This is a genomic window from Shinella sp. Sh6, assembly GCF_055392685.1.
Map to the genome: position 1 here is coordinate 3,411,731 of NZ_AP044005.1, position 24,328 is coordinate 3,436,058.

Annotated in this window: 20 protein-coding genes and 1 riboswitch; of the genes, 11 read left to right on the plus strand and 9 right to left on the minus strand. The window is 68.5% G+C overall.

Annotation, left to right across the window (positions count from 1 at the left end):
- Positions 1 to 55: 55 nt before the first annotated feature.
- Positions 56 to 1,405, plus strand: a complete 1,350-nt coding sequence (locus ACZ5TO_RS16360; protein ID WP_184144855.1) for a glutamine synthetase family protein — start codon at positions 56 to 58, stop codon at positions 1,403 to 1,405.
- Positions 1,405 to 2,712 (plus strand): NAD(P)/FAD-dependent oxidoreductase, encoded by a 1,308-nt coding sequence (locus ACZ5TO_RS16365; protein ID WP_464798846.1) that lies wholly within the window; start codon positions 1,405 to 1,407, stop codon positions 2,710 to 2,712. Before ACZ5TO_RS16360 ends, ACZ5TO_RS16365 begins: the two co-directional genes overlap by 1 nt.
- A 92-nt stretch (positions 2,713 to 2,804) precedes the next feature.
- On the opposite strand, the gene ACZ5TO_RS16370 is transcribed toward ACZ5TO_RS16365, so the two are convergent.
- The 6 genes from ACZ5TO_RS16370 to ACZ5TO_RS16395 form a co-directional block, all read right to left on the minus strand.
- Positions 2,805 to 3,734, minus strand: coding sequence for an IS110 family RNA-guided transposase (locus ACZ5TO_RS16370; protein ID WP_464798847.1), 930 nt, complete (start codon positions 3,732 to 3,734; stop codon positions 2,805 to 2,807).
- 245 nt (positions 3,735 to 3,979) lie between these two features.
- Positions 3,980 to 5,485: a M48 family metalloprotease gene (locus ACZ5TO_RS16375; RefSeq protein WP_464798848.1), complete on the minus strand. Its 1,506-nt coding sequence runs from the start codon at positions 5,483 to 5,485 to the stop codon at positions 3,980 to 3,982.
- Between the two features lie 214 nt (positions 5,486 to 5,699).
- Positions 5,700 to 6,419: a thiamine ABC transporter ATP-binding protein gene (gene thiQ / locus ACZ5TO_RS16380; RefSeq protein WP_184144858.1), complete on the minus strand. Its 720-nt coding sequence runs from the start codon at positions 6,417 to 6,419 to the stop codon at positions 5,700 to 5,702.
- A complete protein-coding gene (thiP, locus tag ACZ5TO_RS16385; RefSeq protein ID WP_464798849.1) occupies positions 6,412 to 8,037 on the minus strand; it encodes a thiamine/thiamine pyrophosphate ABC transporter permease in 1,626 nt (541 codons plus the stop codon). The genes thiQ and thiP overlap by 8 nt, the downstream gene beginning before the upstream one ends.
- A 1-nt stretch (position 8,038) precedes the next feature.
- Complete coding sequence (gene thiB, locus ACZ5TO_RS16390) at positions 8,039 to 9,046, minus strand: thiamine ABC transporter substrate binding subunit (RefSeq protein WP_464798850.1); 1,008 nt, start codon at positions 9,044 to 9,046, stop codon at positions 8,039 to 8,041.
- 38 nt (positions 9,047 to 9,084) lie between these two features.
- A riboswitch (TPP riboswitch) is annotated at positions 9,085 to 9,195 on the minus strand.
- 94 nt (positions 9,196 to 9,289) lie between these two features.
- Entirely contained in the window at positions 9,290 to 10,489 is a 1,200-nt protein-coding gene (locus tag ACZ5TO_RS16395) for an MFS transporter (RefSeq protein ID WP_184144861.1), read from the minus strand.
- 110 nt (positions 10,490 to 10,599) lie between these two features.
- On the opposite strand from ACZ5TO_RS16395, the gene ACZ5TO_RS16400 reads away from it, so the two are divergent.
- The 6 genes from ACZ5TO_RS16400 (at position 10,600) to ACZ5TO_RS16425 (ending at position 15,787) form a co-directional block, all read left to right on the plus strand.
- The gene (locus tag ACZ5TO_RS16400; RefSeq protein ID WP_184144862.1) at positions 10,600 to 11,421 is read left to right on the plus strand and encodes an AraC family transcriptional regulator; all 822 of its coding nucleotides are present in this window, start codon (positions 10,600 to 10,602) and stop codon (positions 11,419 to 11,421) included.
- A gap of 128 nt (positions 11,422 to 11,549) precedes the next feature.
- A complete protein-coding gene (gene cobF, locus ACZ5TO_RS16405) occupies positions 11,550 to 12,326 on the plus strand; it encodes a precorrin-6A synthase (deacetylating) (RefSeq protein WP_464798851.1) in 777 nt (258 codons plus the stop codon).
- Complete coding sequence (gene cobG, locus ACZ5TO_RS16410) at positions 12,323 to 13,669, plus strand: precorrin-3B synthase (RefSeq protein WP_464798852.1); 1,347 nt, start codon at positions 12,323 to 12,325, stop codon at positions 13,667 to 13,669. The genes cobF and cobG overlap by 4 nt, the downstream gene beginning before the upstream one ends.
- Complete coding sequence (locus tag ACZ5TO_RS16415; RefSeq protein ID WP_464798853.1) at positions 13,666 to 14,298, plus strand: precorrin-8X methylmutase; 633 nt, start codon at positions 13,666 to 13,668, stop codon at positions 14,296 to 14,298. The genes cobG and ACZ5TO_RS16415 overlap by 4 nt, the downstream gene beginning before the upstream one ends.
- Positions 14,295 to 15,026, plus strand: a complete 732-nt coding sequence (locus ACZ5TO_RS16420; protein WP_464798854.1) for a precorrin-2 C(20)-methyltransferase — start codon at positions 14,295 to 14,297, stop codon at positions 15,024 to 15,026. Before ACZ5TO_RS16415 ends, ACZ5TO_RS16420 begins: the two co-directional genes overlap by 4 nt.
- Positions 15,023 to 15,787, plus strand: coding sequence for a precorrin-3B C(17)-methyltransferase (locus ACZ5TO_RS16425; protein WP_464798855.1), 765 nt, complete (start codon positions 15,023 to 15,025; stop codon positions 15,785 to 15,787). The genes ACZ5TO_RS16420 and ACZ5TO_RS16425 overlap by 4 nt, the downstream gene beginning before the upstream one ends.
- On the opposite strand, the gene ACZ5TO_RS16430 is transcribed toward ACZ5TO_RS16425, so the two are convergent.
- Positions 15,751 to 16,521, minus strand: coding sequence for a cobalt-precorrin-6A reductase (locus ACZ5TO_RS16430; RefSeq protein ID WP_464798856.1), 771 nt, complete (start codon positions 16,519 to 16,521; stop codon positions 15,751 to 15,753). The genes ACZ5TO_RS16425 and ACZ5TO_RS16430 overlap by 37 nt on opposite strands.
- Between ACZ5TO_RS16430 and cbiE the strand changes: the two genes are divergently transcribed.
- On the plus strand, positions 16,514 to 17,767 hold the full coding sequence (gene cbiE / locus ACZ5TO_RS16435) for a precorrin-6y C5,15-methyltransferase (decarboxylating) subunit CbiE (protein WP_464798857.1): 1,254 nt from the start codon (positions 16,514 to 16,516) through the stop codon (positions 17,765 to 17,767). The genes ACZ5TO_RS16430 and cbiE overlap by 8 nt on opposite strands.
- Positions 17,768 to 17,770: 3 nt before the next feature.
- Positions 17,771 to 18,532, plus strand: coding sequence for a precorrin-4 C(11)-methyltransferase (cobM, locus tag ACZ5TO_RS16440; RefSeq protein ID WP_464798858.1), 762 nt, complete (start codon positions 17,771 to 17,773; stop codon positions 18,530 to 18,532).
- Here the strand turns inward: cobM and ACZ5TO_RS16445 are convergent.
- Positions 18,529 to 19,383, minus strand: coding sequence for a LysR substrate-binding domain-containing protein (locus ACZ5TO_RS16445; protein WP_464800411.1), 855 nt, complete (start codon positions 19,381 to 19,383; stop codon positions 18,529 to 18,531). The genes cobM and ACZ5TO_RS16445 overlap by 4 nt on opposite strands.
- A 79-nt stretch (positions 19,384 to 19,462) precedes the next feature.
- On the opposite strand from ACZ5TO_RS16445, the gene ACZ5TO_RS16450 reads away from it, so the two are divergent.
- Positions 19,463 to 20,497 carry a YeiH family protein gene (locus ACZ5TO_RS16450; RefSeq protein ID WP_464798859.1) on the plus strand — a complete coding sequence of 345 codons (1,035 nt, stop codon included), beginning with the start codon at positions 19,463 to 19,465 and terminating at the stop codon, positions 20,495 to 20,497.
- A 6-nt stretch (positions 20,498 to 20,503) separates the two neighbouring features.
- On the opposite strand, the gene metH is transcribed toward ACZ5TO_RS16450, so the two are convergent.
- A complete protein-coding gene (gene metH / locus ACZ5TO_RS16455) occupies positions 20,504 to 24,292 on the minus strand; it encodes a methionine synthase (RefSeq protein WP_464798860.1) in 3,789 nt (1,262 codons plus the stop codon).
- Positions 24,293 to 24,328 lie beyond the last annotated feature (36 nt).

Genomic DNA, 24,328 nt, shown 5'->3' on the forward strand with positions numbered 1-24,328 from the left:
GTGCATATCCTGAAAATGTGATCACAAAAATAATTATGTGATATGGAAGGGGATCATGGTGCTGGACGAGGATTCCAACTGGCTCATCAATGCCGACGGCGTGGAGAGCATCCAGGCGGTCATCTGCGACCTGAACGGCATCCTGCGCGGCAAGCGCGTGCCCGTTGGGCAGGCCGAGAAGGTGCTGAAGGGCGGCATCCGCATGCCGCTGTCCATCGCGGGCGTCGACGTGTGGGGCGAGGACATCGTCGGTTCCAGCCATGTGTTCGCCAGCGGCGACATGGACGGCATCTGCAGCCCGACCGGCCGCGGCGCGCTGCCCGTCAACTGGACGCTGAAGCCGTCCGCCGTCGTGCCGCTCTGGCTGTTCAAGGAATCGGGCGAGCCCTTCCTTGCCGATCCGCGCCAGGCGCTCGCCCATATCGTGCGGCAGTACCATGAACTCGGCCTTCGCCCGGTCGTCGCCTCGGAGATGGAATTCTACCTGATCGACGCCGAGCCGGACCATGCCGAGCCGCCGATCTCGCCCTATACCGGCAAGCGCCTCGATTCCGACGCCATCCTCTCCATCGACGAACTGGACGATTTCGGCCAGTTCTTCTCCGACGTCTATGCCGAATGCGAGCGGCAGAACGTGCCGGCGGATTCGGCCGTGGCGGAAAACGGCATCGGCCAGTTCGAGATCAACCTCATCCATTCCGACGACCCGCTGAAGGCCGCCGACGACGCGCTGTTCTTCAAGCGCATCATCAAGGGCGTCGCGCGCAAGCACGGCTTTGCCGCCACCTTCATGGCCAAGCCCTACGGCATGCGCTCGGGCAGCGGCATGCACATGCATTTCTCCGTGATCGACGAGGACGGCAACAACGTCTTCGACGACGGCACGCCGGAAGGCTCGGCCATCATGAAGCACGCTGTCGCGGGCCTGACGCGCGGCATGGCCGAATCCACCCTGCTCTTCGCCCCGCACTACAATTCCTACCGGCGCCTTCGTCCCGACACCCACGCCCCGACCTCGATCTCCTGGGGCTACGAGAACCGCACGGCGGCAATCCGCATTCCCGGCGGCAACAACAAGGCGCGGCGCATCGAGCACCGCGTCGCCGGCGCGGACGCCAATCCCTATCTCGTCATGGCCGGCATCCTCGGCGCCGCCCTCGTCGGCATCCGCAACAAGTGGGAGCCGCCGGCGCCCGTCTCGGGCCGGGCCTATCTCTCGCAGCTTCCGCGCATCCCTTCGGAATGGGGCTCGGCCGTCACCGCCTTCGAGAACGGCTCCATCGTCTCGGAGATCTTCGATGCGGACCTGCGCTCCATGCTGATCGCCTGCAAGCGGCAGGAGATCGCCGGCTTCGCCGAGCAGGTGACCGACTTCGAATTCAGCGCCTATCTGGAAATCGTCTGATGGCCCAAAACCAGTCCTATGCCGGCAACGGCGCGTATCCCGACAGCTACTACGCTGCCTCCCGCAACATCGTCCGCACGCCGAAGGTGCTGGAAGGGGCGGTCACGGCCGACGTCGCCGTGCTGGGCGCCGGCTATTCCGGCCTTTCCACCGCCATCCACCTTGCCGAACTCGGCTACAAGGTGGTGATGGTCGAGGGCGCCGGCATCGGCTGGGGTGCATCCGGTCGCAACGGCGGCCAGCTCGTCAACGGCCTCAATGCCAGCCTCGACACGATCAGGCGCCGCTACGGCGAGGAAGCCGGCGCCTTCGTCGGCGGCCTCGTGCAGGAGGGCGGCCGGATCATCCGCCGCCTCGTCTCGCAATACGGCATTAACTGCGACCTGAAGAACGGCAACATCTACGCCGCCTACACGCCCGCCCATATGAGGGAGCTGGAACACAAGAAGGCGCTGTGGAAGCGCTACGGCATGGACGACCACCAGCTGCTCGACAAGGACGCCATCCGCAAGCTCGTCAACACCGACGCCTATGTCGGCGGCATGCTGGATACGACCGGCGGCCACCTGCATCCGCTCAACCTCACTCTCGGGGAAGCCGCCGCGCTGGAATCCCTCGGCGGCGTGATCTACGAGCAGTCCCCCGTCATCCGCGTCGAGCACGAGGCCGAAAAGCCGGTGATCCACACGGCAAGGGGCAGCGTTACGGCGAACACCGCCGTCATCTGCGGCAATGCCTATCTCGGCCATGTCGTGCCGAAGCTCGTCTCGCGCGTCATGCCGGTCTCCACCCAGATGATCGCCACCGAACCGCTCGGCGCCGAGCGGGCCGATGCGCTCATCCCGAGCGACATGTGCGTGGAGGACGTGCGCTACATCCTCGACTATTTCCGCCTGTCGGCCGACAAGCGCATGATCTTCGGCGGCGGCACCGTCTACGGCGGCACCGACCCCGCCGACGTGCGCGCGAAAATCCGCCCGAACCTCGAAAAGGTCTTCCCCTCGCTCAAGGGCGTGAAGATCGACTATGCCTGGAGCGGCAATTTCGCCCTCTCCTTCTCGCGCGTGCCGCAGATGGGCAAGATCGGCAAAAATACGTATTTCGCCCATGGCTATTCCGGCCACGGCGTCACCGGCTCGCATCTCTTCGGCAAGATCCTGAGCGAGGCGATCCACGGGGATCTCTCGCGCTACAGCCAGTTCGAGAAGCTGCCCTGGATTCCCTTCCCAGGCGGGCGCATGTTCCGCGCGCAATATTCCACCATCGGCTCCTGGTGGTACCAGTTCAAGGACGCCTTCGGCCTCTGAGGCTGCGCTAAAGCAAAAGACCGGCGTTTCCGCCTATAAGCACCTCTCTTCCGTCATGGTCGGGCTTGACCCGAGCAACTGTGTTTGTTGTGTCAAGTACGCACTGGTTTGTTGTCCCTGATAGCGGCATTGAGTGTGACGAGCAGGCGCCTTGCTATTGCGATGAGGACGAGTTTGGCGGGCTTTCCCTTTTCGCGCATGGCCTTGGCGATCGCCTGGAAGGGACCCGAGCGGCAAGCGGCCAGGGCTGCCATGTAGAGAGCGTCGCGAACCCGCTTCCGCCCGCCCCAGATACAGCGCCTGCCCCGCAGGTTGCCTGAATCGCAGGCGATCGGCGCCAGCCCGGCAAGGGCACTGATGGCCCGCCGGTTCCGCTTGCCCAGTTCCGGCATGTGGGCAAGCAGGACCCTTGCCGTGACAGGCCCGATGCCCGGTGCCGAGCGTAGGATGGCCTCCTCCTGCAAAAGGGTGTGCGCCGATGCCAGGAGTGCGTCCATGCGCGCCTGCAGGGCTGCGATCTGGCGGTCGAGCATGTCGATCACCTGCAGGAGGCTTGCCTTCATCCAATCGGCATGGGGCTCGGCCAGACGGATGCGCTCGCTCTTGCGCATCTCCACCAGCTGGTCACGCCGGTCCATGAGCACACGCAGTTCCTGCCGTTCCGGTTCGCACGGTTCCTCGTCCGGCAAGGGCATCGCCGCACCGTAGCGGGCCAGCATCATCGCATCGACCCGGTCCGTCTTGGCCAGGAAGCCGGCAGACCTTGCGAACTGGCGGGCCTTGCGCGGGTTGGCACGGTGGAACCGCTGGCCCGCACCATGCAGGTGAAGCCGCAGCGCCCGGTCATAAGGGCCCGTCGCCTCAAGCACGCACAAGCCGCCCTGTCGCTCCAGCAACTCGACAAGCGCCGCATGCCCCTTGGCGTCATTGGCAAGGCGGTACCGTCGTGCCTGCGGATGGATGTAGCAATCCAGCCAGCCCTTGGAAACGTCGATCCCGATGAAACAAGATGCTATCGTCATGATGCCCGGCCTTATCCTGCGGGATCGCCGCGTCTACGGCCTCCCGGTCAACTGTTCGGGTGAAGCATGCAAAACGGCAGCGTACCGTGCTCGGACACGGTCTCTGGCGACCTGGGATGACAAGGTACGCTGCCGCAACGCGAACATACAATATTCTCGCGCAATACACAGATAAGGATGACGGAGTGCGCGGGGCGATGCTCGTTCGTCGCCAGGATCGACCTTTTCGGTCCCGGCCCGTGCCGTCATTCGCTGATGATCTTGAACTTCTGGCCGGGCTGGACCGTGCTGGTGATCGTCATGGCGTTGATCAGCCGGAAGAGGTCGAGCTTGCGGTCGGTCCCCAGCATACGGCCCGCCAATGTGGCGACCGTGTCGCCCGGGCGCGCGGTGACGACGCGCACGCGCAGAGGTTTCAGCGAGGCGACTTCCGCCGGCGTCAGCTTGCGGAACGAGCTGCGCAGGATGTTCGCGGTCGGCTCCAGGGCGGCCGAGCCGGTCGGCACCGCCGTCAGGAAGCGGTAGATCTGGCCGTCGATGCGCACCACCGTGACGTCGAATTCCCAGCGGTCGGCCGCGGCCTTCGCCGTCGCCGCCGGCAGGCCATTGATGGTGATCGGGCGGATCGTCTCGGGCCTGAGGCCCGTCACCCAGCCGCTGGAAATGTAGTTGACGAGGTCCTGGCCGCGGCTGTCGGCGACGCCGTCGAAGCGGATCGCCACGTCGCCCGGGCCGGTCGCCAGCACCGCCTCGGCCTTGTTGTCGATCTGGAAGCCGGCCGGCACGTCGAAACGGATGCCGAGCTTGCCGTGCAGGAAGGTCTGGCCGCGCACATAGCCCTCTTCCGGCGCATCGCCGTAGAGCAGGCCGTCGATGCCGGCGAGATAGTAGTCGCGCCCGCGGTCGCCGATCGTGCCTTCCGGGCCGAAGGCGCGGGCATGCATGCGGGCAAGCTCCACGCGCTGCGGCGCGCTCGGATGGCTCGAAAGGAAGTCGAGGCTCTGGTCGGAATCCGGATCGACGGCGGTGAAGCGGGCATAGGCCGCCATGGAATCGAGGAAGCGCGCGGCGGCATAGGGGTCGTAGCCCGCCTCGCCCAGCATACGCACGCCGATCACGTCGGCCTGGAGCTCCTGGTTGCGCGAGAAGGCGGCAAGGCGCAGCTTGCCGCGCGCCAGCGCCTGCTTGCCGGCGATGTTGCTGGACAGCACCTCGGCCACCACGCGGCTGGCGATGACCTCGGCCTCTTCCTTCTTCTGCCGCTCGATGCCGTGGTTGGCGGTGACGTGCGCCATCTCGTGCGAGAGGACGGCCGCGACCTCGGAGGCGTCGTTGGCAAGCGCCAGCAAGCCTCGCGTGACGTAGAGATAGCCGCCCGGCAGCGCGAAGGCGTTGATCGCCGGCGAATTGAGGATGGTGATGCGGTACGACTGGTTCGGGTTCTCCGACACCGCCGTCAGCGCGCCGGCGATGCGCGCAACGAGCCGCTCGGTCTTGGCGTCCTTGTATTCGCCGCCGTAGCTCGCCACGATGCGCGGATGCTCGCGGGCGCCCATCTGCGCACGCGGATCGTTCTTCTGCACTTCCTCGACGATCTGCGGATTGGAGGACGGCGAGATCGCCGGCTCATAGGCCTGCTCGAAGAGCGTGGTGCAGCCGGCCAGGAGGAAGGCGGCCAGCAGCAAGGCCGCGGCAGGTCTCACGACCCCGCGCCCGGATACCGTTGCAGCTTCCTGCGTCGCTTTCGCCATGTCTCTTGCCCAAGCCCCTTGATGGGTTCGCGCCCTTGCCACAGCCCTCGGGTGCAGCGCGGGCGCGCATCTTCGCGCCTTCGAATGGATGAGATAGACGCGCCATACCCGGCCGGCAACTCCCGATTCGACAAACGGTTTTCATGTGGCTCCGGTGACACAGGGGGGCGTCCAAATTGTGGCGCGGCGGAGCGACAGGATGACCTGCCCGATGCTAGATCGCCGAATGGCCGAGGAATTTTGCAACGCCTGGTGGTTCCCGACGCGAAAGGAAATCGCGTACCGGCTCGTCGAGCACGATCGCGCCTTCCTCGATGAACATCGCCCGGTCGGCAAGCCGGCGGATATCCTCCGGCTGGTGGGTGATGAAAAGCATCGTGCTCTTCGTCTCGGCGCGCAGTTCGGCGAGAAGGTCCGCCATCTCGCCCCGCATGGCCGGATCGAGCGCGGCGAAGGGCTCGTCGAGCAGAAGGATCGGCCGGCGCCGCACCAGAGCGCGGGCAAGCGCCACGCGCTGGCGCTCGCCGCCGGAAAGCGAGCCCGGCAGGCGCCGCTCGTAGCCGCCGAGCCCGACGCGCGACAGCGCCGAGAAGACGCTCTGGCGCGCCGCCGAATCGAGCTTCAGCCCCGGATCGATGCCGAGGCCGACATTGTCGGCGATGGAGAGGTGGGCGAAGAGATTGTTGTCCTGGAAGACCACGGAGACCGGCCGCTCCGCCGGCTCGCGCCCCGCCATGTCCTTCCCGAGCAGTTCGACGCGGCCCGTGCGCGGCGTCTCGAAGCCGGCGATGACGTTGAACAGCGTCGATTTCCCCGCTCCCGAGGGGCCGGCGACGGCCACCGCCGCACCGGCCGGGACGGCGCAGTCGAAGGCAAGCCGCTTTTCCGCAAAGCGCACGGTCACGTCGGAAAGGAGGATCGCGGTTTCAGGCATCGGACGATGGGCTTTCGCTGGAACGGTCCGCCGCCGTCGAGGGCAGCGTCAGGAGAAGGCATAGCACGCCGAGGACGAGCGCGATGCCCGCCGCATCCGCCGTGCGGTAGCTCGCCATGCGGGAAAAGAGCAGCCAGGGCAGCGTGACGAAGCCTTCCGCGCCGAAGATGGCGACCGCGCCGAGATCGCCGAGCGACAGCGCCATGGCGAAGGCGAAGGCCGTGAGGAAGGGTTTCTTCAGCGCCGGCCAGTCGATCCGGATAAAGCGGTCGAACCCGGTAATGCCGAGGCTGAGGGCCAGCCGGGCGGTGCGCGCCAGATGCGTGCGATAGGCCGGCTCCAGCACGCGGATCACGAAGGGCAGCGCCATCAGTGCATTGATGACCGTGACGATGGCGGGCGCGAAATGCCCCGTCTCGCCGAAGGTGCGCAGCATCAGGAACCAGCCCGTCGCCACGACGACCGGCGGCACGAGAAGGATGAGCGAGCCGACCGCCGGCAGCGCCCGCGCCATCAGCCGCGTTCCCATGCCCGTATCGCCCGCGCCGAGAAGCTGCGGCACCAGCACGATGGGCAGGGCGACCGCGAGGCTGAGGCTCGCCGAGGCGAAGGCAATGGCAAGGCTGGTGAGAAGCGCCCGATGCAGCAGCGGATCGAGCGCAAGCCGCGTGAAATCCGCCGCAAGCCCCGAGACGAGGGTGGCGGCGAGCGGGGCGGCGGTGAACAGCGTGAAGACAAGGATGACGAGCCTGTCGGCAAGGCGCCGCCGGCGCCCGTCGAAGCGGCGGATCGCGCGGCCCGCCGTCGCGCCCTCCTCGGGCGGGCGGCCGAAGAGCGAGAGGAGCGCGATGAGCGCGCCCGTCACGACGATCTGCAGGAAGGCGAGCAGCACGGCGCGCGCCGGATCGAAATCGAAGCGCAGCGCCTGGTAGATCGCTACCTCGATGGTGGTGGCCGCCGGCCCGCCGCCGAGCGTCAGCACGATGGTGAAGCTCGCCGCGCAGAGCATGAGGACGAGGCCGGCAATGCCGGGCAGCACCCTTCGGATGACCGGCCATTCGATCAGCCGGAAGACCGCCCCGCCCCGCATGCCGAGATTGGCCGAGGTCAGCCAGTATTCCGGCGGGATGCGCTCCAGCGCGGCGACAAGGAAGCGCACGGCGAGCGGCAGGTTGAAGAAGACATGGGCGATGAGGATGCCGGCAAGCCCGTAGACGCTGACGGGATTCTTGAGGCCGGCGAGCCGCAGGAGATCGTTGACGACGCCCTGCCGCCCCCAGATCTCGACGATACCGAGCGCGGCGACCAGCGCCGGAAGGCCGAGCGGCACGACCGAAAGCCGGAGGATCCACACGCGCCCCGGAAAGGTCCGCTGGCGCGCCAGCGCCCGGGCGACGGGGATGGCGAGCAGCACGGAAAGCGCGGTGGAGAGCACGGCCTGCATCAGCGTGAACGTCGCCACCCGCCGGATATAGGCATCGAAGAGCGGCGCGCCGCCGCCCTCGCCCGCGTGGCCGAGCAGCACCACCGTCGCCGCGCCGACGAAGGCGACGACGCCGCAAAGGGCGAAAGCCCCTGCGGCGCGCAGCGTCCGGCGTTCGGCGCGGGCGAACAGCATCTTATTTCGCGCTCATGGCGGAAAGCCACTCGTCGATCCAGGCCTTGCGGTTGGCCGCGACCTCCTCCGAGGACATCAGGAAGGTCTTTTCCGGCTTCACCAGCGCGTCGAAGGCGGCCGGCAGCGGCTCCTTCGTCTTGCCGACGGGCATCATCCAGTTGGTTTCCGGGATGACCGACTGGAACTCGGGCCCGACCATGAAGGTCAGGAACTTCCGGGCGAGATCCTTGTCGTCGGAGGTGCGCGTCATTCCCGCCACCTCGATCTGCACGTAGTGCCCCTCGGAGAAGGCGGCCGCCTTGTAGCGCTCGGTGTTCTCCGCGATCACATGATAGGCGGGGGACGTCGTATAGGAGAGCACCATCGGCGCCTCGCCCTTGGTGAAGAGGCCGTAGGCCTCCGACCAGCCGGGCGTGACGGTCAGGACGCGGTCCTTCAGCTTGCCCCAGGCCTCGCCCGCCTTGTCGCCGTAGACGGACTTCACCCAGAGCAGGAGGCCGAGGCCCGGCGTCGAGGTGCGCGGGTCCTCGATGACGATCTTCTGCGAGGCGTCGCCCTCGACGAGGTCCTTCAGGCTCGACGGCGGGTTCTTCAGCGTCTCGCTGTCATAGACGACGGCGAAATGGCCGTAGTCGTAGGGCAGGAACGTATCGTCGGAAAAGCCGCCCGGCACGGTGAGGCCTTCCGATGTCAGCCCGTGCTTTTCGAAGAGGCCCGTCGCCTTGGCCTCGGAGATGAGGTTGGTGTCGAGGCCGAGCACCACGTCGGCTTTCGTGCCTTCGCCCTCCAGCTTCAGGCGCGTGAGGAGCTCGACGCCGTCGGCCGCGCTCACCCACTCGACCTTGCAGCCGCAGGTCTTCTCGAAGGCTTCCTTGACCTTCGGCCCCGGTCCCCAGTCGGCGACGAAGCTTTCGTAGGTGTAGACGGTCAGCGTCTTTTCCTGCGCGAACGCGGGAAAGGCGAGGGATGCGGCAAGCGCCGCGATCGAAATGAGAACAGTCTTGCGCATCGGCGCCTCCTTGTCTGGTCACAAACGGGAATAGGGCGCTGGATGTGCCGTCTAATCCCTCCGCCGGTACGAGCCGGATCAGGTTCTTCGGGTTGGCGAAACCGCCTCTCAGCCGGCAGGCAAACCTGCGGGCACCCCGTTAGAGCAGGAGAAGGCATAATGCCGCGCGCGGCCGCGCGCAATAGCAAAGGCCCGGATGCGGGGTGCATCCGGGCCTCTTTTCGTGCGTGCTTCCGGCAAGGTTCAGTGCTTTGCCGGCAGGCGCGGCAGGAAGACCGTCAGGATGCCGAGCAGCGGCATGTAGGAGCAGGCCTTGAAGACGAAGCCGATGCCGCGGCTGTCGGCGACGCCGCCGAGCAGGGCCGCCGCAAGGCCGCCCGCGCCGAAGGCGAAGCCGAAGAAGATGCCGGCGATCATGCCGACGCGGCCCGGCACCAGTTCCTGCGCGAAGACGACGATGTTGGAGAAGGCCGAGGAGAAGATGAGGCCGATCATCACCGTCAGCACGCCCGTCCAGAAGAGGTTGGCATAGGGCAGCAGCAGCGCGAAGGGAATGACGCCGAGGATCGAGAACCAGATGACGAAACGCGTGCCGAAGCGGTCGCCGATCGGCCCGCCGAGGAAGACGCCGAGCGCCGAGGAGCCGAGGAAGAGGAACAGCATGAGTTGGGCCTGCTGCACGTCGAGGCCGAAGCGGTTGATCGTGTAGAAGGTGAAATAGCTCGAGATGCTGGAGAGATAGGCGTTCTTCGTCGTCGTCAGCAGGACGAGGACGGCGAGCGCCCAGGCGACCTTGCCGCGCGGCAGCGGCAGCTCGCGGCTCGCGGCCGGGCGGCTCGCGGCAAGCCGGCGCTCGCCGGCATACCAGTTGCCGACCCAGGTGAGGATGCCCATGCCGAGAAGGGCGACGACCGAGAGCCAGGCGACGCTCGTCTGGCCGAAGGGCAGCACGATGAAGGCGGCGAGCAGCGGCCCGAGCGCCGTGCCGGCATTGCCGCCGACCTGGAACATCGACTGGGCGAGCCCGTGCCGGCCGCCGGAGGCAAGGCGCGCGACGCGCGAGGATTCCGGATGGAAGACCGCCGAGCCGAGACCGATCAGGCAGGCGCCGAAGACGAGCACCGGGAAGGAATGCGCATAGGCGAGCATGATCAGCCCGACGAAGGTGCTGCCCATGCCGACCGGCAGGGAGAAGGGCATCGGCCAGCGGTCGGTGACGAGGCCGACGGCCGGCTGCAGCAGCGAGGCCGTGACCTGGAACGCCATGGTCAAAAGGCCGATCTGCACGAAATCGAGCGCATAATTCTCTTTGAGCAGCGGATAGAGCGACGTCAGCAGCGACTGCATGATGTCGTTCAGCATGTGGCAGGCGCTGACCGCCAGGATGATGGAATAGGTGGTGGTGACGGCGCCGCGCGGGGCCGCAGGAACGATAGTGGACATGGTGGCCTCGAAATGGTCCCAGGGGAGGAGATCCGTTGCGCCTCCATTACAAGGATTGCGTGCGGCCTGCTTTTGTGGTGAGGTCCACTTCTTACGCGAATGGGCCAAAGATGGAAAAATTGACCGCCGCACGCCTGCAGGCGCTCAACGACGAACATGTGCGCAATCTCGCCCGCATGGAGCAGTCGAATGCGGATGTCCTCGTCCACAGCACCGATATTCCGGGCGGTTATGTTGTGCCGCTGCACCGCCACCGCCGCGCGCAGTTCCTCTGCGTCTTTTCCGGCGTGGTGCTGGTGGCGACGGACCGCGGGCGCTGGATGATCCCGCCCGGCCATGCCCTCGTCATTCCGCAGGGCCTCGAGCATTCCGTCGAGATGTGCAGCGACGTCAGCATGCGCTCGGTCTACATCCATGCGCCGACGGGCCAGGCGGCCTCGCCCGAGCCGGCGGTGCTGGAGGTGACGGAGCTTGCCCGCCAGCTCATCGCCACGGCCGTGCAGCAGGGCCGGGTGCCCGACGACCGGGGCCGGGCGGACCTCGTGATGGCGCTGCTCCTCGACGAGATCGGCCGCCTGCCGGAACGCCGCCTCGGCCTGCCCTTCCCGGCGAGCGGGCGGCTCGCCGGCCTCTGCCGCGATTTCGTCGACCATCCCTCGCCCACCGCCAAGATCGACGATTGGGCAAGGCAGCTCCATATGAGCCGGCGCACCTTCACGCGCTTCTTCCGGCAGGAGATGGGCGTCAGCTTCGTCACCTGGCGCCAGCAGGCCTGCCTCTTCGCCTGCCTGCCGCGCCTTGCCGCCGGCGAGCCGGTGACACGCGTCGCGCTCGACGCCGGCTACGAGAGCGTTCCGGCCTTCACCACCATGTTCCGCCGCATGCTCGGCACCTCGCCGCGCGCCTATCTTTCGAGCCGCGCGGCGGCATAAGCGTCTCAAAAAGACCGGCAAAGGGCGCGATCCGGGGGCTGTTTTCTACGGCCGTTTGGGATTAGGAAGGACAGGCGGGACCCATTCCGGGCCGCAACCGGGAGCGCAGGCCGCACGGGAGACAGGGTTTGAGGAAGATACTGGTCATCGGCATCGGCGCGGGAAACCCCGAGCACATGACCGTGCAGGCGATCAAGGCGCTGAACCGCGCCGACGTGCTGCTCATCCCGACCAAGGGCGACGAGAAGGCGTTCCTCGCCGATGCCCGCCGCGAAATCTGCGACCGTTTCCTCGAAAATCCCGCCTGCCGCATCCTCGACTATGCCGTGCCGGTGCGCCGGGCCGACGGCTCCTACGAGGACGGCGTCAACGACTGGCACCACGCCATCGCCGCGATCTACGAGCGCACCCTCGCCGACATGGGTGAGGACGAGACGCTCGGCCTCCTCGTCTGGGGCGATCCCATGCTCTACGACAGCACGCTGCGCGTCGTCGGGCATGTGCGCGCCGCCGGGCGGGTTTCCTTCGAGACGGAGGTGATCCCCGGCATCACCAGCGTGCAGGCGCTCTGCGCCGGCCACGGCATCGCGCTCAACCGCATCGGCCTTCCCGTCGAGATCACCACCGGCCGCCGCCTTGCCGAAGGCTGGCCGGAAAGCGCGCGCGACGCGCTCGTCATGCTCGACGGCGTGCAGGCCTTCCGCACGGTGGAAGACCCGGAGGCGGAAATCTGGTGGGGCGCCTATCTCGGCACGCCGCACGAGATCCTCCTGTCCGGCCGGCTGGCCGACATGGCGGAAACCATCGCCGAAACCCGCCGCAGGGCGCGCGAGGACCACGGCTGGATCATGGACACCTACCTGATCCGCCGCCCCGCCGCGGACACGGGGGAGGACGCCTCGTGACCGCAGCCACCGCCCTTCGCAACGCACCGGATACGCTCCGCCGCGGCGCCTGCCCCTCCATCGCCGCGCCGATGCGCACCGGCGACGGCCTGCTCGTCCGCCTTCGCCCCGTCGCGCCCGCGCTTTCGGCCGCGGACCTCTTAGCCCTTGCCGACCTCGCCCGCCGACACGGCAACGGCCTGATCGAGATCACCGCCCGCGGCAATCTCCAGCTCCGCGGCCTTACCGAAGCCGGCGTGCCGCAGCTTGCCGAAGGCCTGCGCAAGGCCGGCATCGTCCCGCAGACGGGCGTTGCCGTCGAAATCCCGCCGCTTTCCGGCATCGACCCGTCCGAGACCGCCGACGCCGTGCCGCTCGCTGAAGCCCTGCGCACGGCGCTTGCCGCAGCCGCCCTCCCGCTTGCGCCCAAGCTTGCCATCGTCGTCGACGGCGGCGGCGTGCTGGCGCTGGCCGACATGGTCGCCGACATCCGCCTCGACGCCGTTTCCACGGCGGGCGGGGTCCGGTGGCGTCTTTCCATCGGCGGTGATCGCCTTACGGCGAAGCCCGTCGCGCTGCTCCTGCCGGAAGAGACGGTGAACGGTGTCATGACGCTCGCCGCAGCACTCGCGGCACAGGGGCCGACGGCGCGGGGCCGCGATCTCGACGCAGCCGCCCTCGCCATCACATTCGCAGCCACACCGGCCCCAGCCCTTGCCGGCCTCGCACGCCGCCACCCGCTCGGCGCGCACCGCATCGGCGATCGAACAGTGCTCGGCATCGCCCCCGCCTATGGCCAGATGCAGGCCGAGCGGCTCGCCGCGCTCGCCGAGGGCCTGTCCGCCTGCGGCGCCACCGCCTTCCGCCTCGCTCCTCATCGCACGCTCCTCGTCTGCGGGCTTTCCGACGACGCGCTTATAAGCGCGCAAGCCTGCGCCGACCGCGAAGGCTTCTGGTATCGGGAGGACGCGCCCGGCCGCACCGTCTCGATCTGCGCCGGCGCGGCCGGCTGCGCCTCGGGCGCCTTCGATACCCGCGCCGCCGCCGATACGCTGGCAAACGAAGCCGGCGCGCTCCTTGACGGTTCCGTCGCCGTTCACATTTCCGGCTGCCCGAAGGGCTGCGCCCATCCGGCCGCCGCCGCGCTCACCCTCTGCGGCACCGCGGCCGGCGTCGGCCTCGTCCTGAATGGGCGGGCGAGCGACACACCCGCCGCCACGTTGCCGGCCGCCGGCCTCACGCCCGCCATCGGCCGCCTCGCCGCCCTGCTGCGCGCACGCCGCACCGAGGGCGAGACGGCAAAGAACCTTTTCGACCGCATCCCGCCCGCAGAGCTCGTCTCTGCCTATCAAGGCCGCTCATGACACAGTACGACTACATCAAGGATGGCACCGCCATCTACGAACGCTCCTTCGCGATCATCCGCGCCGAGGCCGACCTTTCGCGCTTTTCCGAGGCGGAGGCGGATGTCGCTGTGCGCATGATCCATGCCGCCGGGCTGGTGGAGGCCGCGCCGCACTTCGTCTTCTCGCCCGGCTTCGTCGCGGCGGCCCGCGGGGCGCTTGAGGCCGGGGCGGCGATCTTCTGCGACGCGGAGATGGTGGCGCGCGGCGTCACCGCCGCCCGCCTGCCGGCGAACAACGACGTGCTCTGCCTGCTGCGCGATCCGCGCACGCCGGAGATCGCGAAAGAAATCGGCAATACCCGCTCGGCCGCAGCCATCCGCCTCTGGCTCGAGCGCATGGCGGGCTCGGTCGTCGCCATCGGCAATGCGCCGACGGCGCTCTTCTACCTGCTCGAGCTCCTGCGCGACGGCGCGCCGAAGCCGGCGGCGATCCTCGGCATGCCGGTCGGCTTCGTCGGCGCGGCCGAATCCAAGGATGCGCTCGCCGAAAACTCCTACGGCGTGCCCTTCGCCATCGTGCGCGGCCGGCTCGGCGGCAGTGCCATGACGGCGGCCGCCCTCAATTCGCTGGCAAGGCCGGGGGTATGACGATGGCGGGAAAGCTCTATGGCGTCGGCACCGGCCCCGGCGATCCGGAACTCCTGACCCTGAAGGCGGTGCGCGCGCTCAGTGAGGCCGACGTGCTCGCCTTTTTCGCCAAGGCGGGCCGGTCCGGCAACGGCCGGGCCATCGTCGAGGGATTGCTGAAGCCCGGCATGGCGGAACTGCCGCTCTACTATCCGGTGACGACGGAGATCGACAAGGACCACGGCGACTACAAGGGCCAGATCACCGCGTTCTACGACGCCTCCGCCGCGGCCGTCGCGGACCATCTTGCCGCCGGCCGCACGGTCGCGATCCTCTCGGAGGGCGACCCGATGTTCTACGGCTCCTACATGCACCTGCATGTACGGCTCGCCGACCGTTTCCCGACCGAGGTCATCCCCGGCATCACGGCGATGTCCGGCTGCTGGTCGCTGTCGGGCCTGCCCATCGTGCAGGGCGACGACGTGCTCTCCGTCCTGCCGGGCACGATGGTCGAGACCGAACTGTCGCGCCGTCTCGCCGACACGCAGGCCGCCGTCATCATGAAGGTCGGCCGCAACCTGCCGAAGATCCGCCGGGCGCTGTCGGAGGCCGGCAGGCTCGACGAGGCGATCTATGTCGAGCGCGGCACCATGGCGACGAGCAAGTCCATGCGCCTTTCCGAAAAGCTCGACGACACGGCGCCCTATTTCTCGCTGGTGCTCGTGCCGGGCTGGAGCGGACGCGCATGACCGGCCGGCTCTTCGTGATCGGCACCGGCCCCGGCAACCCGGACCAGATGACGCCGGAAGCCCGGCACGCCGTCGCGGCGTCGACCGAATTCTTCGGCTATTTCCCCTATATCGACCGGCTGGACCTTCGCCCCGACCAGGTCAAGGTCGCCTCCGACAACCGCGAGGAGCTGAACCGCGCCGAGGCCGCGCTGACGCGCGCGGCGGCGGGGGTGGATGTCTGCGTCGTCTCGGGGGGCGATCCCGGCGTCTTCGCCATGGCGGCCGCCGTCTGCGAGGCGATCGATGCCGGGCCTGCCGAATGGAAGACGGTCGACCTTATCGTCGTGCCGGGCGTCACGGCCATGCTGGCGGTCGCCGCGCGCATCGGCGCGCCGCTCGGCCACGATTTCTGCGCCATCTCACTTTCCGACAACCTGAAGCCCTGGGAGATCATCGAAAAGCGCCTGCGCATGGTGGCCGAGGCCGGCCTCGTCATCGCGCTCTACAACCCGATCAGCAAGGCGCGGCCCTGGCAGCTCGGCCGGGCCTTCGAGATCCTGCGCACGGTTCTGCCCGCCGAAACGCCGGTGATCTTCGGCCGCGCCGCCGGCCGGCCCGACGAGCGCATGCTGGTCATGCCGCTGGGAGAAGCGGAGGCCGAACGGGCCGACATGGCGACCTGCGTCGTCATCGGCTCGCCGGAGACGCGCACCATCGCCCGCCCGGACCTGCCGGACCTCGTCTATACGCCGCGCTTCCTCAAGGAGCCGGCAAGGTGATCGACAAGCCGCACCGCCTCCTCGACCGTCCCGGCGCGGTGGCCGTCCGCCGCCCGCTCCCGCTCGACCAGAACGACGGGAAGGCCGAGGCGGCGCGCGGCGGCGATCTTGCCGTAGGTGGCCTCGCCGCCGGAATCCTTGCTGACGACCACGTCGATGCGACACTCGCGCAAAAGCGCCTCCTCCGCCTCGACGGCGAAGGGGCCGCGGGCGAGCAGGTAGTCGACATGGGGAGCGGTAAGCGGCGGATCGACGGGATCGACGCTGCGCACGAGGTAACGGTGCTGCGGCGCCACATCGAAGGCCTTCGCCTCCTGCCGGCCGATGGCGAGGAAGACCCGGCGCGGCGCCTCGCCCAACGCCGCCACGGCCCCGGCCATCGAGGCAACCCGCGTCCAGCGATCGCCCTCGACCTCCTCCCAGCCGCGCCGTTCGAGGCGGAGGAGCGGAACGCCCGCCGCCGCGCTCGCCGTGCGGGCATTGGCGGAAATCCGCCTTGCGAAGGGATGGGTCGCATCGATCAGCAGGTCGACGGCCTCGGCCAAGAGATGGGCCCGGAGCCCCGCCGCGCCGCCGAAGCCGCCGGTGCGCACCGGCACGGGCTGCGGCGCCGGGTCGAGCGTGCGGCCGGCGAGCGACAGCGTGACGGAAAGATCGGCCCTGCCGGCAAGCCGGCCCGCGAGGCCGCGCGCCTCGGCCGTGCCGCCCAGTATGAGGATGCGTTTCTTGTCCACGCCTGACCCGATCCCTTCCGCCGCCCCGTGGCTCACCATCGTCGGGATCGGCGAGGATGGTCTAGCCGGTCTCGGCGATGAGGCCAAGGCCGCCATCGGCACAGCCGAGATCGTCTTCGGCGGCGCGCGGCACCTGGAGCTTGCCGGCGCGGCGATCCGCGGCGAGGCCTGCGCCTGGCTCAGCCCCTTCGAGCGGTCCGTCGCGGCGGTGCTGGCGGCGCGCGGCCGGGCCGTCGTCGTGCTCGCCTCGGGCGATCCCTTCTTCTACGGCGTCGGCGTCACGCTGTCGCGCCGCATCGCGCGGGCGGAAATGCACGTCATTCCCGCCCCTTCCGCCTTCAGCCTCGCCGCTTCGCGCATGGGCTGGGCCTTGCAGGACACGACCTGCGTCTCGCTGCACGGCCGCCCACTCGACCTCATCCGCCCGCACCTTCACCCCGGCAGCAGCATCCTCGCGCTGACGTCGGACAGCGACGGCCCGGCCGCATTGGCGGCGCTCCTTGCCGCAAGCAGTTTCGGCGCCTCGACGCTCACCGTGCTGGAAGCGCTCGGCGGGCCGCGCGAGCGCGTCAGCCGTCACCGGGCGGAAGGTTTCGCGCTTGCATATGCGGACATGCTGAACGTCTGCGCGGTGGAGGTCGTTGCCGGCGAGACGGCGCGTGTGCTCGCCTATACGCCGGGCCTTGCCGACGATCTCTTCGAGCATGACGGCCAGATCACCAAGCGCGAGGTCCGCGCCCTGACGCTTTCGGCGCTCGCCCCCCGGCATGGCGAACTGCTGTGGGATATCGGCGCCGGTTCCGGCTCCATCGGCATCGAATGGATGCTGGCCGATCCGTCGCTGAAGGCCATCGCCGTCGAGGGCCATCCCGAGCGCGCCGCCCGCATCGCCCGCAACGCGAGGAATTTCGGCGTGCCGGGTCTCACCATAGTCGAGGGCACGGCACCGGCGGCCCTTGCCGGTCTTGCGACGCCCGATGCCGTCTTCATCGGCGGCGGCGGCAGCGAGGCGGGGGTGATGGAGGCGGCGATCGCCGGGCTCAAGCCCGGCGGCCGGCTCGTCGCCAATGCGGTGACGACGGAAATGGAAGCGGTGCTGCTCGCCCGTCACGCCCGGCTCGGCGGGTCGCTGATCCGCATCGACATCGCAAGGGCCGCGCCCGTCGGGCAGATGACGGGCTGGCGGCCGGCCATGCCGGTCACGCAATGGCGCTGGGCGAAGCCGGCTAACGAAATCGAGGACTGAGACATGACCGTTCACTTCATCGGCGCCGGCCCCGGCGCCGCCGACCTCATCACCGTGCGCGGCCGCGATCTCATCGCCGCATGCCCCATCTGCCTCTATGCCGGCTCCATCGTCTCGCCGGAGCTGCTGCAATACTGCCCGCCGGGCGCGCGCATCGTCGATACGGCTCCTATGTCGCTCGACGAGATCGAGGCGGAATTCCTGCGTGCGGCGGAGGCGGGCGAGGACGTGGCACGGCTTCATTCCGGCGACCTTTCCGTCTGGAGCGCCGTCGCCGAGCAGATCCGCCGGCTCGAGCGGCACGGCCTTGCCTATACGATGACGCCGGGCGTGCCCTCCTTCGCCGCCGCCGCCGCCGCGCTCGGCCGCGAGCTCACCATCCCCGCCGTCGCGCAGAGCCTCGTGCTCACCCGCGTTTCCGGCCGCGCCTCGCCCATGCCGAACCGCGAGACGCTGGAAGGTTTCGGCGCAACCGGCGCGACGCTCGCCATCCACCTCGCCATCCATGCGCTCGACACGGTCGTTAGAGACCTGACGCCGCTCTACGGCGCGGATTGCCCGGTCGCCATCGTCGTCAAGGCCTCCTGGCCGGACGAGCGCATCGTGCGCGGAACCCTCTCCGACATCGCCGCCAGGGTGGCCGAAGAGCCGATCGAGCGCACGGCGCTGATCTTCGTCGGCCGCACGCTCGGCGCGGAGGATTTTCGCGAGAGCTCCCTCTACGATCCCGCCTACCAGCGCCGGTTCCGCGGCCGGGGCGATTAAAGCATTGCCTCGAAGGCGAGCCCTGCCTTCGAGCGGTGGCGCTCCTTGTGCCGCAAGAGGCGGAAGGCGCGCTCCGGCAGGTCGAAGGCGACGGGGGCGAGCCGGCCGGCCGCAAGATCGTCCGCGACGACATATTCCGACACCGCCGTCAGAACGTTGCCGGAGAGCACGGCGCTGCGCACCGCCTCGTTGGAGGGCAGCGACAAGGTAATGTCCAGCGCCGCCTCGTCGAGCACGGAGGTGAGCGCGTTGCGCGTGCCCGAGCCCGGCTCGCGCAGCACCCAGCGGGCAGCGGAGAGATCGTCCGGCGTCACCGGCCGGCCGGCGAGCGGATGGCCCCTGGACGCGACGACCACGACCCGGTCGCGGGCGACGACGCGCTGGGCGAGGGCGGGATGGTCCACCGCCCCCTCCACGAATCCGAGCTCGGCGCGGCCGTCGAGGACGGCGTCCGCCGCCTGCTCCGTATTGCCGCCGGCCATGCGGATGGCGAGCGCCGGATAGGCCTCGTGGAAGCGCATGAGGCGCGGCGGCAGCCAGTAGCCGGCGACCGTCTGGCTGGCGGCGAGCGCCAGCGTGCCGCGCCTGAGACCGCCGAATTCCGTGAGGAAGAGATCGGCGCTCTCGGCCCTTGCGAGCGTCGCCTTCGCCTCCGGCAGGAAGGCGAGGCCCGCATCCGTCAGTTCGATCCGCCGGCCGGTGCGATGGAACAGCGCCAGCCCGTAGCGATCCTCCAGCACGCGGATAGCCGAGCTGACGGCGGACGGCGTGAGATGGAGCGTCTCGGCCGCCTGCGTCAGGTGTTCGCGGTCCGCCACGGCGACGAAGATGCGCAATTGCTCCAGCGTCATCATATGTTCGATCCAATCGAATGAAACGTCAAATATTTACCGATGGATCGAACGATCTTTCAAGCGCATTCCTCAGCGCATGGAAAAAACGCCTAAAAACGAATCGATCCTTGGAATTTCCGGCATCCTGCCCGGCGTGCTGCTGTCCGCCTTCGTCTCGGGCCTTGCGGTGCTCGCCGAGCGGGCGGAAGTGCGGCTGACGGGCGGCGCGTGGGTCGAGGCGCTGGTGCTCGCCATCTTCATCGGCGCGCTCTGCCGGCTCGTCCTTCGCCGGCCGGCGATCTACGATCCGGGCATCGCCTTTTCGGCGAAATATTTCCTGGAGGTCGCCATCGTGCTGCTCGGGGCCGGCGTCAGCGCCGCGGCCATTGCCGGCATGGGCCTGCCGCTCATCGGCGCCATCGCCGCCGTCGTGGCGCTGGCGCTTCTGGCAAGCTACGGCATCGGCCGGGGGCTCGGCCTTTCCCGCCGCGTCGCGCTGCTTGTCGCCTGCGGCAACTCGATCTGCGGCAATTCCGCCATCGCCGCGACGGCGCCGGTCATCCATGCGGATGCGGAGGACGTCGCCTCCTCCATCGCCTTCACGGCCGTGCTCGGCATGGTGACGGTGCTCCTGCTGCCGGCGCTGGTGCCGCTCCTCGGCCTTTCGGCGACGGGCTACGGCGTGATGGCGGGCATGACGGTCTATGCCGTGCCGCAGGTGCTGGCCGCCACCGCCCCCGTCTCGGCCCTCAGCATCCAGATCGGTACCTTCGTCAAGCTGGTGCGCGTGCTGATGCTCGGGCCCGTCGTCTTCGTGCTCTCGCTCGCCGCGGGCAAGACGGGCGGGCGCCGGCCGGCGCTCCACCGGCTCGTGCCCTGGTTCATCCTCGGCTTCCTCGCCATGCTGGCCGCCCGCAGCGTCGGCCTCATCGATGCGGAACTGGCGGCGATCATGGGCAAGGCCGCAACGGTCCTGACGATCCTCTCCATGGCCGCCCTCGGGCTCGGCATCGACCTCACCCGCGTGATGCGCGCGGGGCCGAAGGTCACGGCGACGGTCGTGCTGTCGCTCGCCGTCCTCGCCGTCGCCAGCTATGCGATGGTGCTGCTCCTGAACCTTGCGACGGCCTGAGCTTTCTCAGGCCGCATCCTCCTGCGGCGCCGGCATGTAGTTGAGCACCGGGCCGAGCCAGCGTTCCACCTCCGGCACGCTCATGCCCTTGCGGCGGGCATAATCCTCCACCTGGTCGCGCTCCACCTTGGCGACGCCGAAATAGTAGCTCTCGGGCGAGGCGATGTAGAGGCCGGAGACGGAAGAACCGGGCCACATGGAAAAGCCCTCCGTCAGCCGCACGTCGATGGCGCGCTCGGCATCGAGCAGGCGGAAGAGCGTTTCCTTCTCCGTGTGGTCGGGCTGGGCCGGATAACCGGGGGCGGGGCGAATGCCGGCATAGGGTTCGCCGATGAGATCGGTCGGCGAGAAGGCCTCGTTTGCCGCATAGCCCCACAGTTCCTTGCGCACATATTCGTGCATGCGCTCGGCGAAGGCCTCGGCGAAACGGTCCGCCAGCGCCTTGACGAGGATCGAGGAATAGTCGTCGTTCGACCGCTCGAAGCGCTCGGCGATGGCGATCTCGCCGAAGCCGGCCGTGACGACGAAGCCGCCGAGATAATCCGCCTTGCCGCTCTCCACCGGCGCGACGAAATCGGCCATGGCGAGGTTCGGCCGGCCGTCGCGCCGCGTGAGCTGCTGGCGCAGCGTGAAGAAGGTCGCAAGCTCCTCGTCCCGAGCCTCGTCGGTGAACAGGCGGATATCGTCGCCGACGGCGCCCGCCGGCCAGAAGCCGACCACCGCCTTGGGCGTGAACCACTTTTCGGCGATGATCTTCTCCAGCATGGCCTGCGCGTCGTCGAAAAGCTGGCGGGCGACCGCGCCCTGCTTCTCGTCGTCGAGGATCTTCGGATAGACGCCGCGCAATTCCCAGGTCTGGAAGAAGGGCGTCCAGTCGATATAGCGGGCGAGCTCGGCAAGGTCCCAGTCCTGGAAGGTGCGGGTGCCGAGGAAGGACGGGGTCTTCGGCTGGTAGGCCGCCCAGTCCGGCCGGAAAGCGTTTGCGCGCGCCTTGGCAAGCGGCAGGCGCTGCTTTTCGGCCTCGCTGCGGGCGTGGGCCTCGGCGACCTTGCGGTATTCGGCCCTCAGCCGCTCGACATAGGAGGATTTCGCCTCCGGCGACAGGAGCGCGCCGACGACGCCGACAGCACGGCTCGCATCGTTGACATGCACGGCTTGGCCCTGGCTGTAGCGCGGATGGATTTTCACGGCGGTATGCACCCGGCTCGTCGTCGCCCCGCCGATGAGGAGGGGAATGTCGAAGCCCTCGCGCTCCATCTCGGCGGCGACATGCGCCATCTCGTCGAGCGAGGGCGTGATGAGCCCGGAAAGGCCGATGATATCGACGTTTTCAGCGCGGGCCGTTTCGAGGATTTTCGTCGCCGGCACCATGACGCCGAGGTCGATGATCTCGTAGTTGTTGCAGGCGAGCACGACGCCGACGATGTTCTTGCCGATGTCGTGGACGTCGCCCTTGACGGTCGCCATCAGGATCTTGCCCGCGCTCTGGCGCTCGCTGCCCCCGCCATTGGCGAGCTTTTCGGCTTCCATGTAGGGCAGCAGCACGGCGACGGCCTGCTTCATCACGCGGGCGGACTTCACCACCTGCGGCAGGAACATCTTGCCTGCGCCGAAAAGGTCGCCGACGACGTTCATGCCGGCCATCAGCGGCCCCTCGATGACATGCAGCGGGCGCTCGGCCTTCTGCCGCGCCTCTTCCGTGTCCGCCTCGACGAATTCGGTGATGCCGTTGACGAGGGCGTGCTCCAGCCGTTTTTCCACCGGCCAGTCGCGCCAGGCAAGGTCTCGCTCCTTGGCCTCCCGGGCGCCGGCGCCCTTGAAGCGCTCGGCGATCTCCAGCATACGCTCGGTGGCGGTGCCGCCGGCCTTGGGCATGCGGTTCAGCACCACGTCCTCGCAGGCCTCGCGCAGTTCGGGCTCGATCGTGTCGTAGACGGCGAGCTGGCCGGCATTGACGATGCCCATGTCCATGCCCGCCTGGATGGCGTGATAGAGGAAGACCGCGTGCATGGCCTCGCGCACCGGCTCGTTGCCGCGGAAGGAGAAGGAGAGGTTGGAGACCCCGCCGGAAACGTGGACATGCGGCAGGGCGGCGGTGATCTCGGCGGTCGCCTCGATGAAGTCGACGCCGTAATTGTCGTGCTCCTCGATGCCGGTGGCGATCGCGAAGATGTTCGGGTCGAAGACGATATCCTCCGGGGCAAGCCCGGCGACCTCGGTGAGCAGTTTGTAGGCGCGCGCGCAGATCTCCACCTTGCGCGCCTTCGTGTCCGCCTGGCCCTCTTCGTCGAAGGCCATGACGACGACGGCGGCGCCGTAGGCGCGCACCAGCTTGGCGTGGTGCAGGAAGGCTTCCTCGCCCTCCTTGAGCGAGATTGAGTTGACCAGCGGCTTGCCCTGCACGCATTTCAGGCCCGCCTCGATCACCTCCCATTTGGAGCTGTCGATCATCACCGGCACGCGGGCGATGTCCGGCTCGGCGGCGACGAGGTTCAGGAACTCCGTCATTGCCCTCGCGGAATCGATCAGGCCCTCGTCCATGTTGATGTCGATGATCTGCGCGCCGTTCGCCACCTGGTCGCGCGCGACATCGAGCGCGGCCGCATAGTCGCCGGCGGTGATCAGCTTGCGGAATTTCGCCGAGCCCGTGACATTGGTGCGCTCGCCCACGTTCACGAAGGGAATGGCTTCGGTCAGCGTGAAGGGTTCGAGGCCCGAGAGCCGCATGCGGCGCGGGATATCGGGGATTCCGCGCGGCTTGTGGCGGGCGGCAGCCTCGGCGACGGCGCGGATATGGTCCGGCGTCGAGCCGCAGCAGCCGCCGACCACGTTGACGAGGCCGTCGCGCATGAAGCCTTCGATCTGCGCGGCCATCTCCTCCGGGCTCTCGTCGTACTGGCCGAAGGCGTTCGGCAGGCCGGCATTCGGATAGGCGCAGACGAAGGTCTGCGCGACAGAAGAGATCTCGGCCAGATGCGCGCGCATCGCATTGGCGCCGAGCGCGCAGTTGAGGCCGATGGAGAAGGGCTCGGCATGGCGCACCGAGTTCCAGAAGGCTTCCGGCGTCTGGCCGGAGAGCGTGCGGCCGGAAAGGTCGGTGATCGTGCCGGAAATCATGACCGGCAGGTGGATGCCCTTTTCCTCGAAGACCTCGCGCGTGGCGAAGATCGCCGCCTTGGCATTCAGCGTGTCGAAGATCGTCTCGATCAGGATGATGTCGGCGCCGCCGTCGATGAGGCCGCGAAGCTGGTCGGCATAGGCGAGGCGCAGATCGTCGAAGGTGACGGCCCGGTAACCGGGATTGTTGACGTCCGGCGAGATGGAGGCGGTGCGGTTGGTCGGGCCGAGCGCGCCGGCGACGAAGCGGCGCCGGCCGTCCTTCTGCTCGGCGCGCAGGCCCGCGCGGCGGGCAAGGCGCGCGCCGTCGCGGTTCAGCTCATAGACCATCGCCTCCATGCCGTAGTCGGCCTGCGCGATGGCGGTGGAGGAGAACGTGTTGGTTTCGAGGATGTCCGCGCCGGCAAGGGCGTAGCGGTAGTGGATATCCTCGATGGCCGCCGGCTGGGTCAGCGTCAGGAGGTCGTTGTTGCCCTGCTGGTGGCAGGCGCAATCGCCGAAACGCGTTCCCCGGAAATCCTCCTCGACGAGCTTCAGCGTCTGGATCTCGGTGCCCATCGCCCCGTCGAGCACCAGGATGCGCTCGCGGGCGGCGGCTTCGAGCGCGGCGCGGATCTCGCGTCCGTCGCGGCGCGGCTGTTCGGGGCCGAACAGGCTGTCCAGGTGGGATTCGGCCATGGGAAATCCTCCGGTGCAGGCGATACTGCACCGGAG

Bases quoted from the DNA above. Each gene is read 5' to 3' on its own strand.
- metH (WP_464798860.1), bottom strand. From the start codon at position 24,292: ATGGCCGAATCCCACCTGGACAGCCTGTTCGGCCCCGAACAGCCGCGC.
- thiQ (WP_184144858.1), bottom strand. From the start codon at position 6,419: ATGCCTGAAACCGCGATCCTCCTTTCCGACGTGACCGTGCGCTTTGCG.
- ACZ5TO_RS16425 (WP_464798855.1), top strand. From the start codon at position 15,023: ATGACCGGCCGGCTCTTCGTGATCGGCACCGGCCCCGGCAACCCGGAC.
- ACZ5TO_RS16395 (WP_184144861.1), bottom strand. From the start codon at position 10,489: ATGTCCACTATCGTTCCTGCGGCCCCGCGCGGCGCCGTCACCACCACC.
- thiB (WP_464798850.1), bottom strand. From the start codon at position 9,046: ATGCGCAAGACTGTTCTCATTTCGATCGCGGCGCTTGCCGCATCCCTC.
- cobM (WP_464798858.1), top strand. From the start codon at position 17,771: ATGACCGTTCACTTCATCGGCGCCGGCCCCGGCGCCGCCGACCTCATC.
- ACZ5TO_RS16445 (WP_464800411.1), bottom strand. From the start codon at position 19,383: ATGACGCTGGAGCAATTGCGCATCTTCGTCGCCGTGGCGGACCGCGAA.
- thiP (WP_464798849.1), bottom strand. From the start codon at position 8,037: ATGCTGTTCGCCCGCGCCGAACGCCGGACGCTGCGCGCCGCAGGGGCT.
- ACZ5TO_RS16375 (WP_464798848.1), bottom strand. From the start codon at position 5,485: ATGGCGAAAGCGACGCAGGAAGCTGCAACGGTATCCGGGCGCGGGGTC.
- ACZ5TO_RS16360 (WP_184144855.1), top strand. From the start codon at position 56: ATGGTGCTGGACGAGGATTCCAACTGGCTCATCAATGCCGACGGCGTG.
- ACZ5TO_RS16420 (WP_464798854.1), top strand. From the start codon at position 14,295: ATGACGATGGCGGGAAAGCTCTATGGCGTCGGCACCGGCCCCGGCGAT.
- ACZ5TO_RS16415 (WP_464798853.1), top strand. From the start codon at position 13,666: ATGACACAGTACGACTACATCAAGGATGGCACCGCCATCTACGAACGC.
- ACZ5TO_RS16400 (WP_184144862.1), top strand. From the start codon at position 10,600: ATGGAAAAATTGACCGCCGCACGCCTGCAGGCGCTCAACGACGAACAT.
- ACZ5TO_RS16370 (WP_464798847.1), bottom strand. From the start codon at position 3,734: ATGACGATAGCATCTTGTTTCATCGGGATCGACGTTTCCAAGGGCTGG.
- ACZ5TO_RS16365 (WP_464798846.1), top strand. From the start codon at position 1,405: ATGGCCCAAAACCAGTCCTATGCCGGCAACGGCGCGTATCCCGACAGC.
- ACZ5TO_RS16450 (WP_464798859.1), top strand. From the start codon at position 19,463: ATGGAAAAAACGCCTAAAAACGAATCGATCCTTGGAATTTCCGGCATC.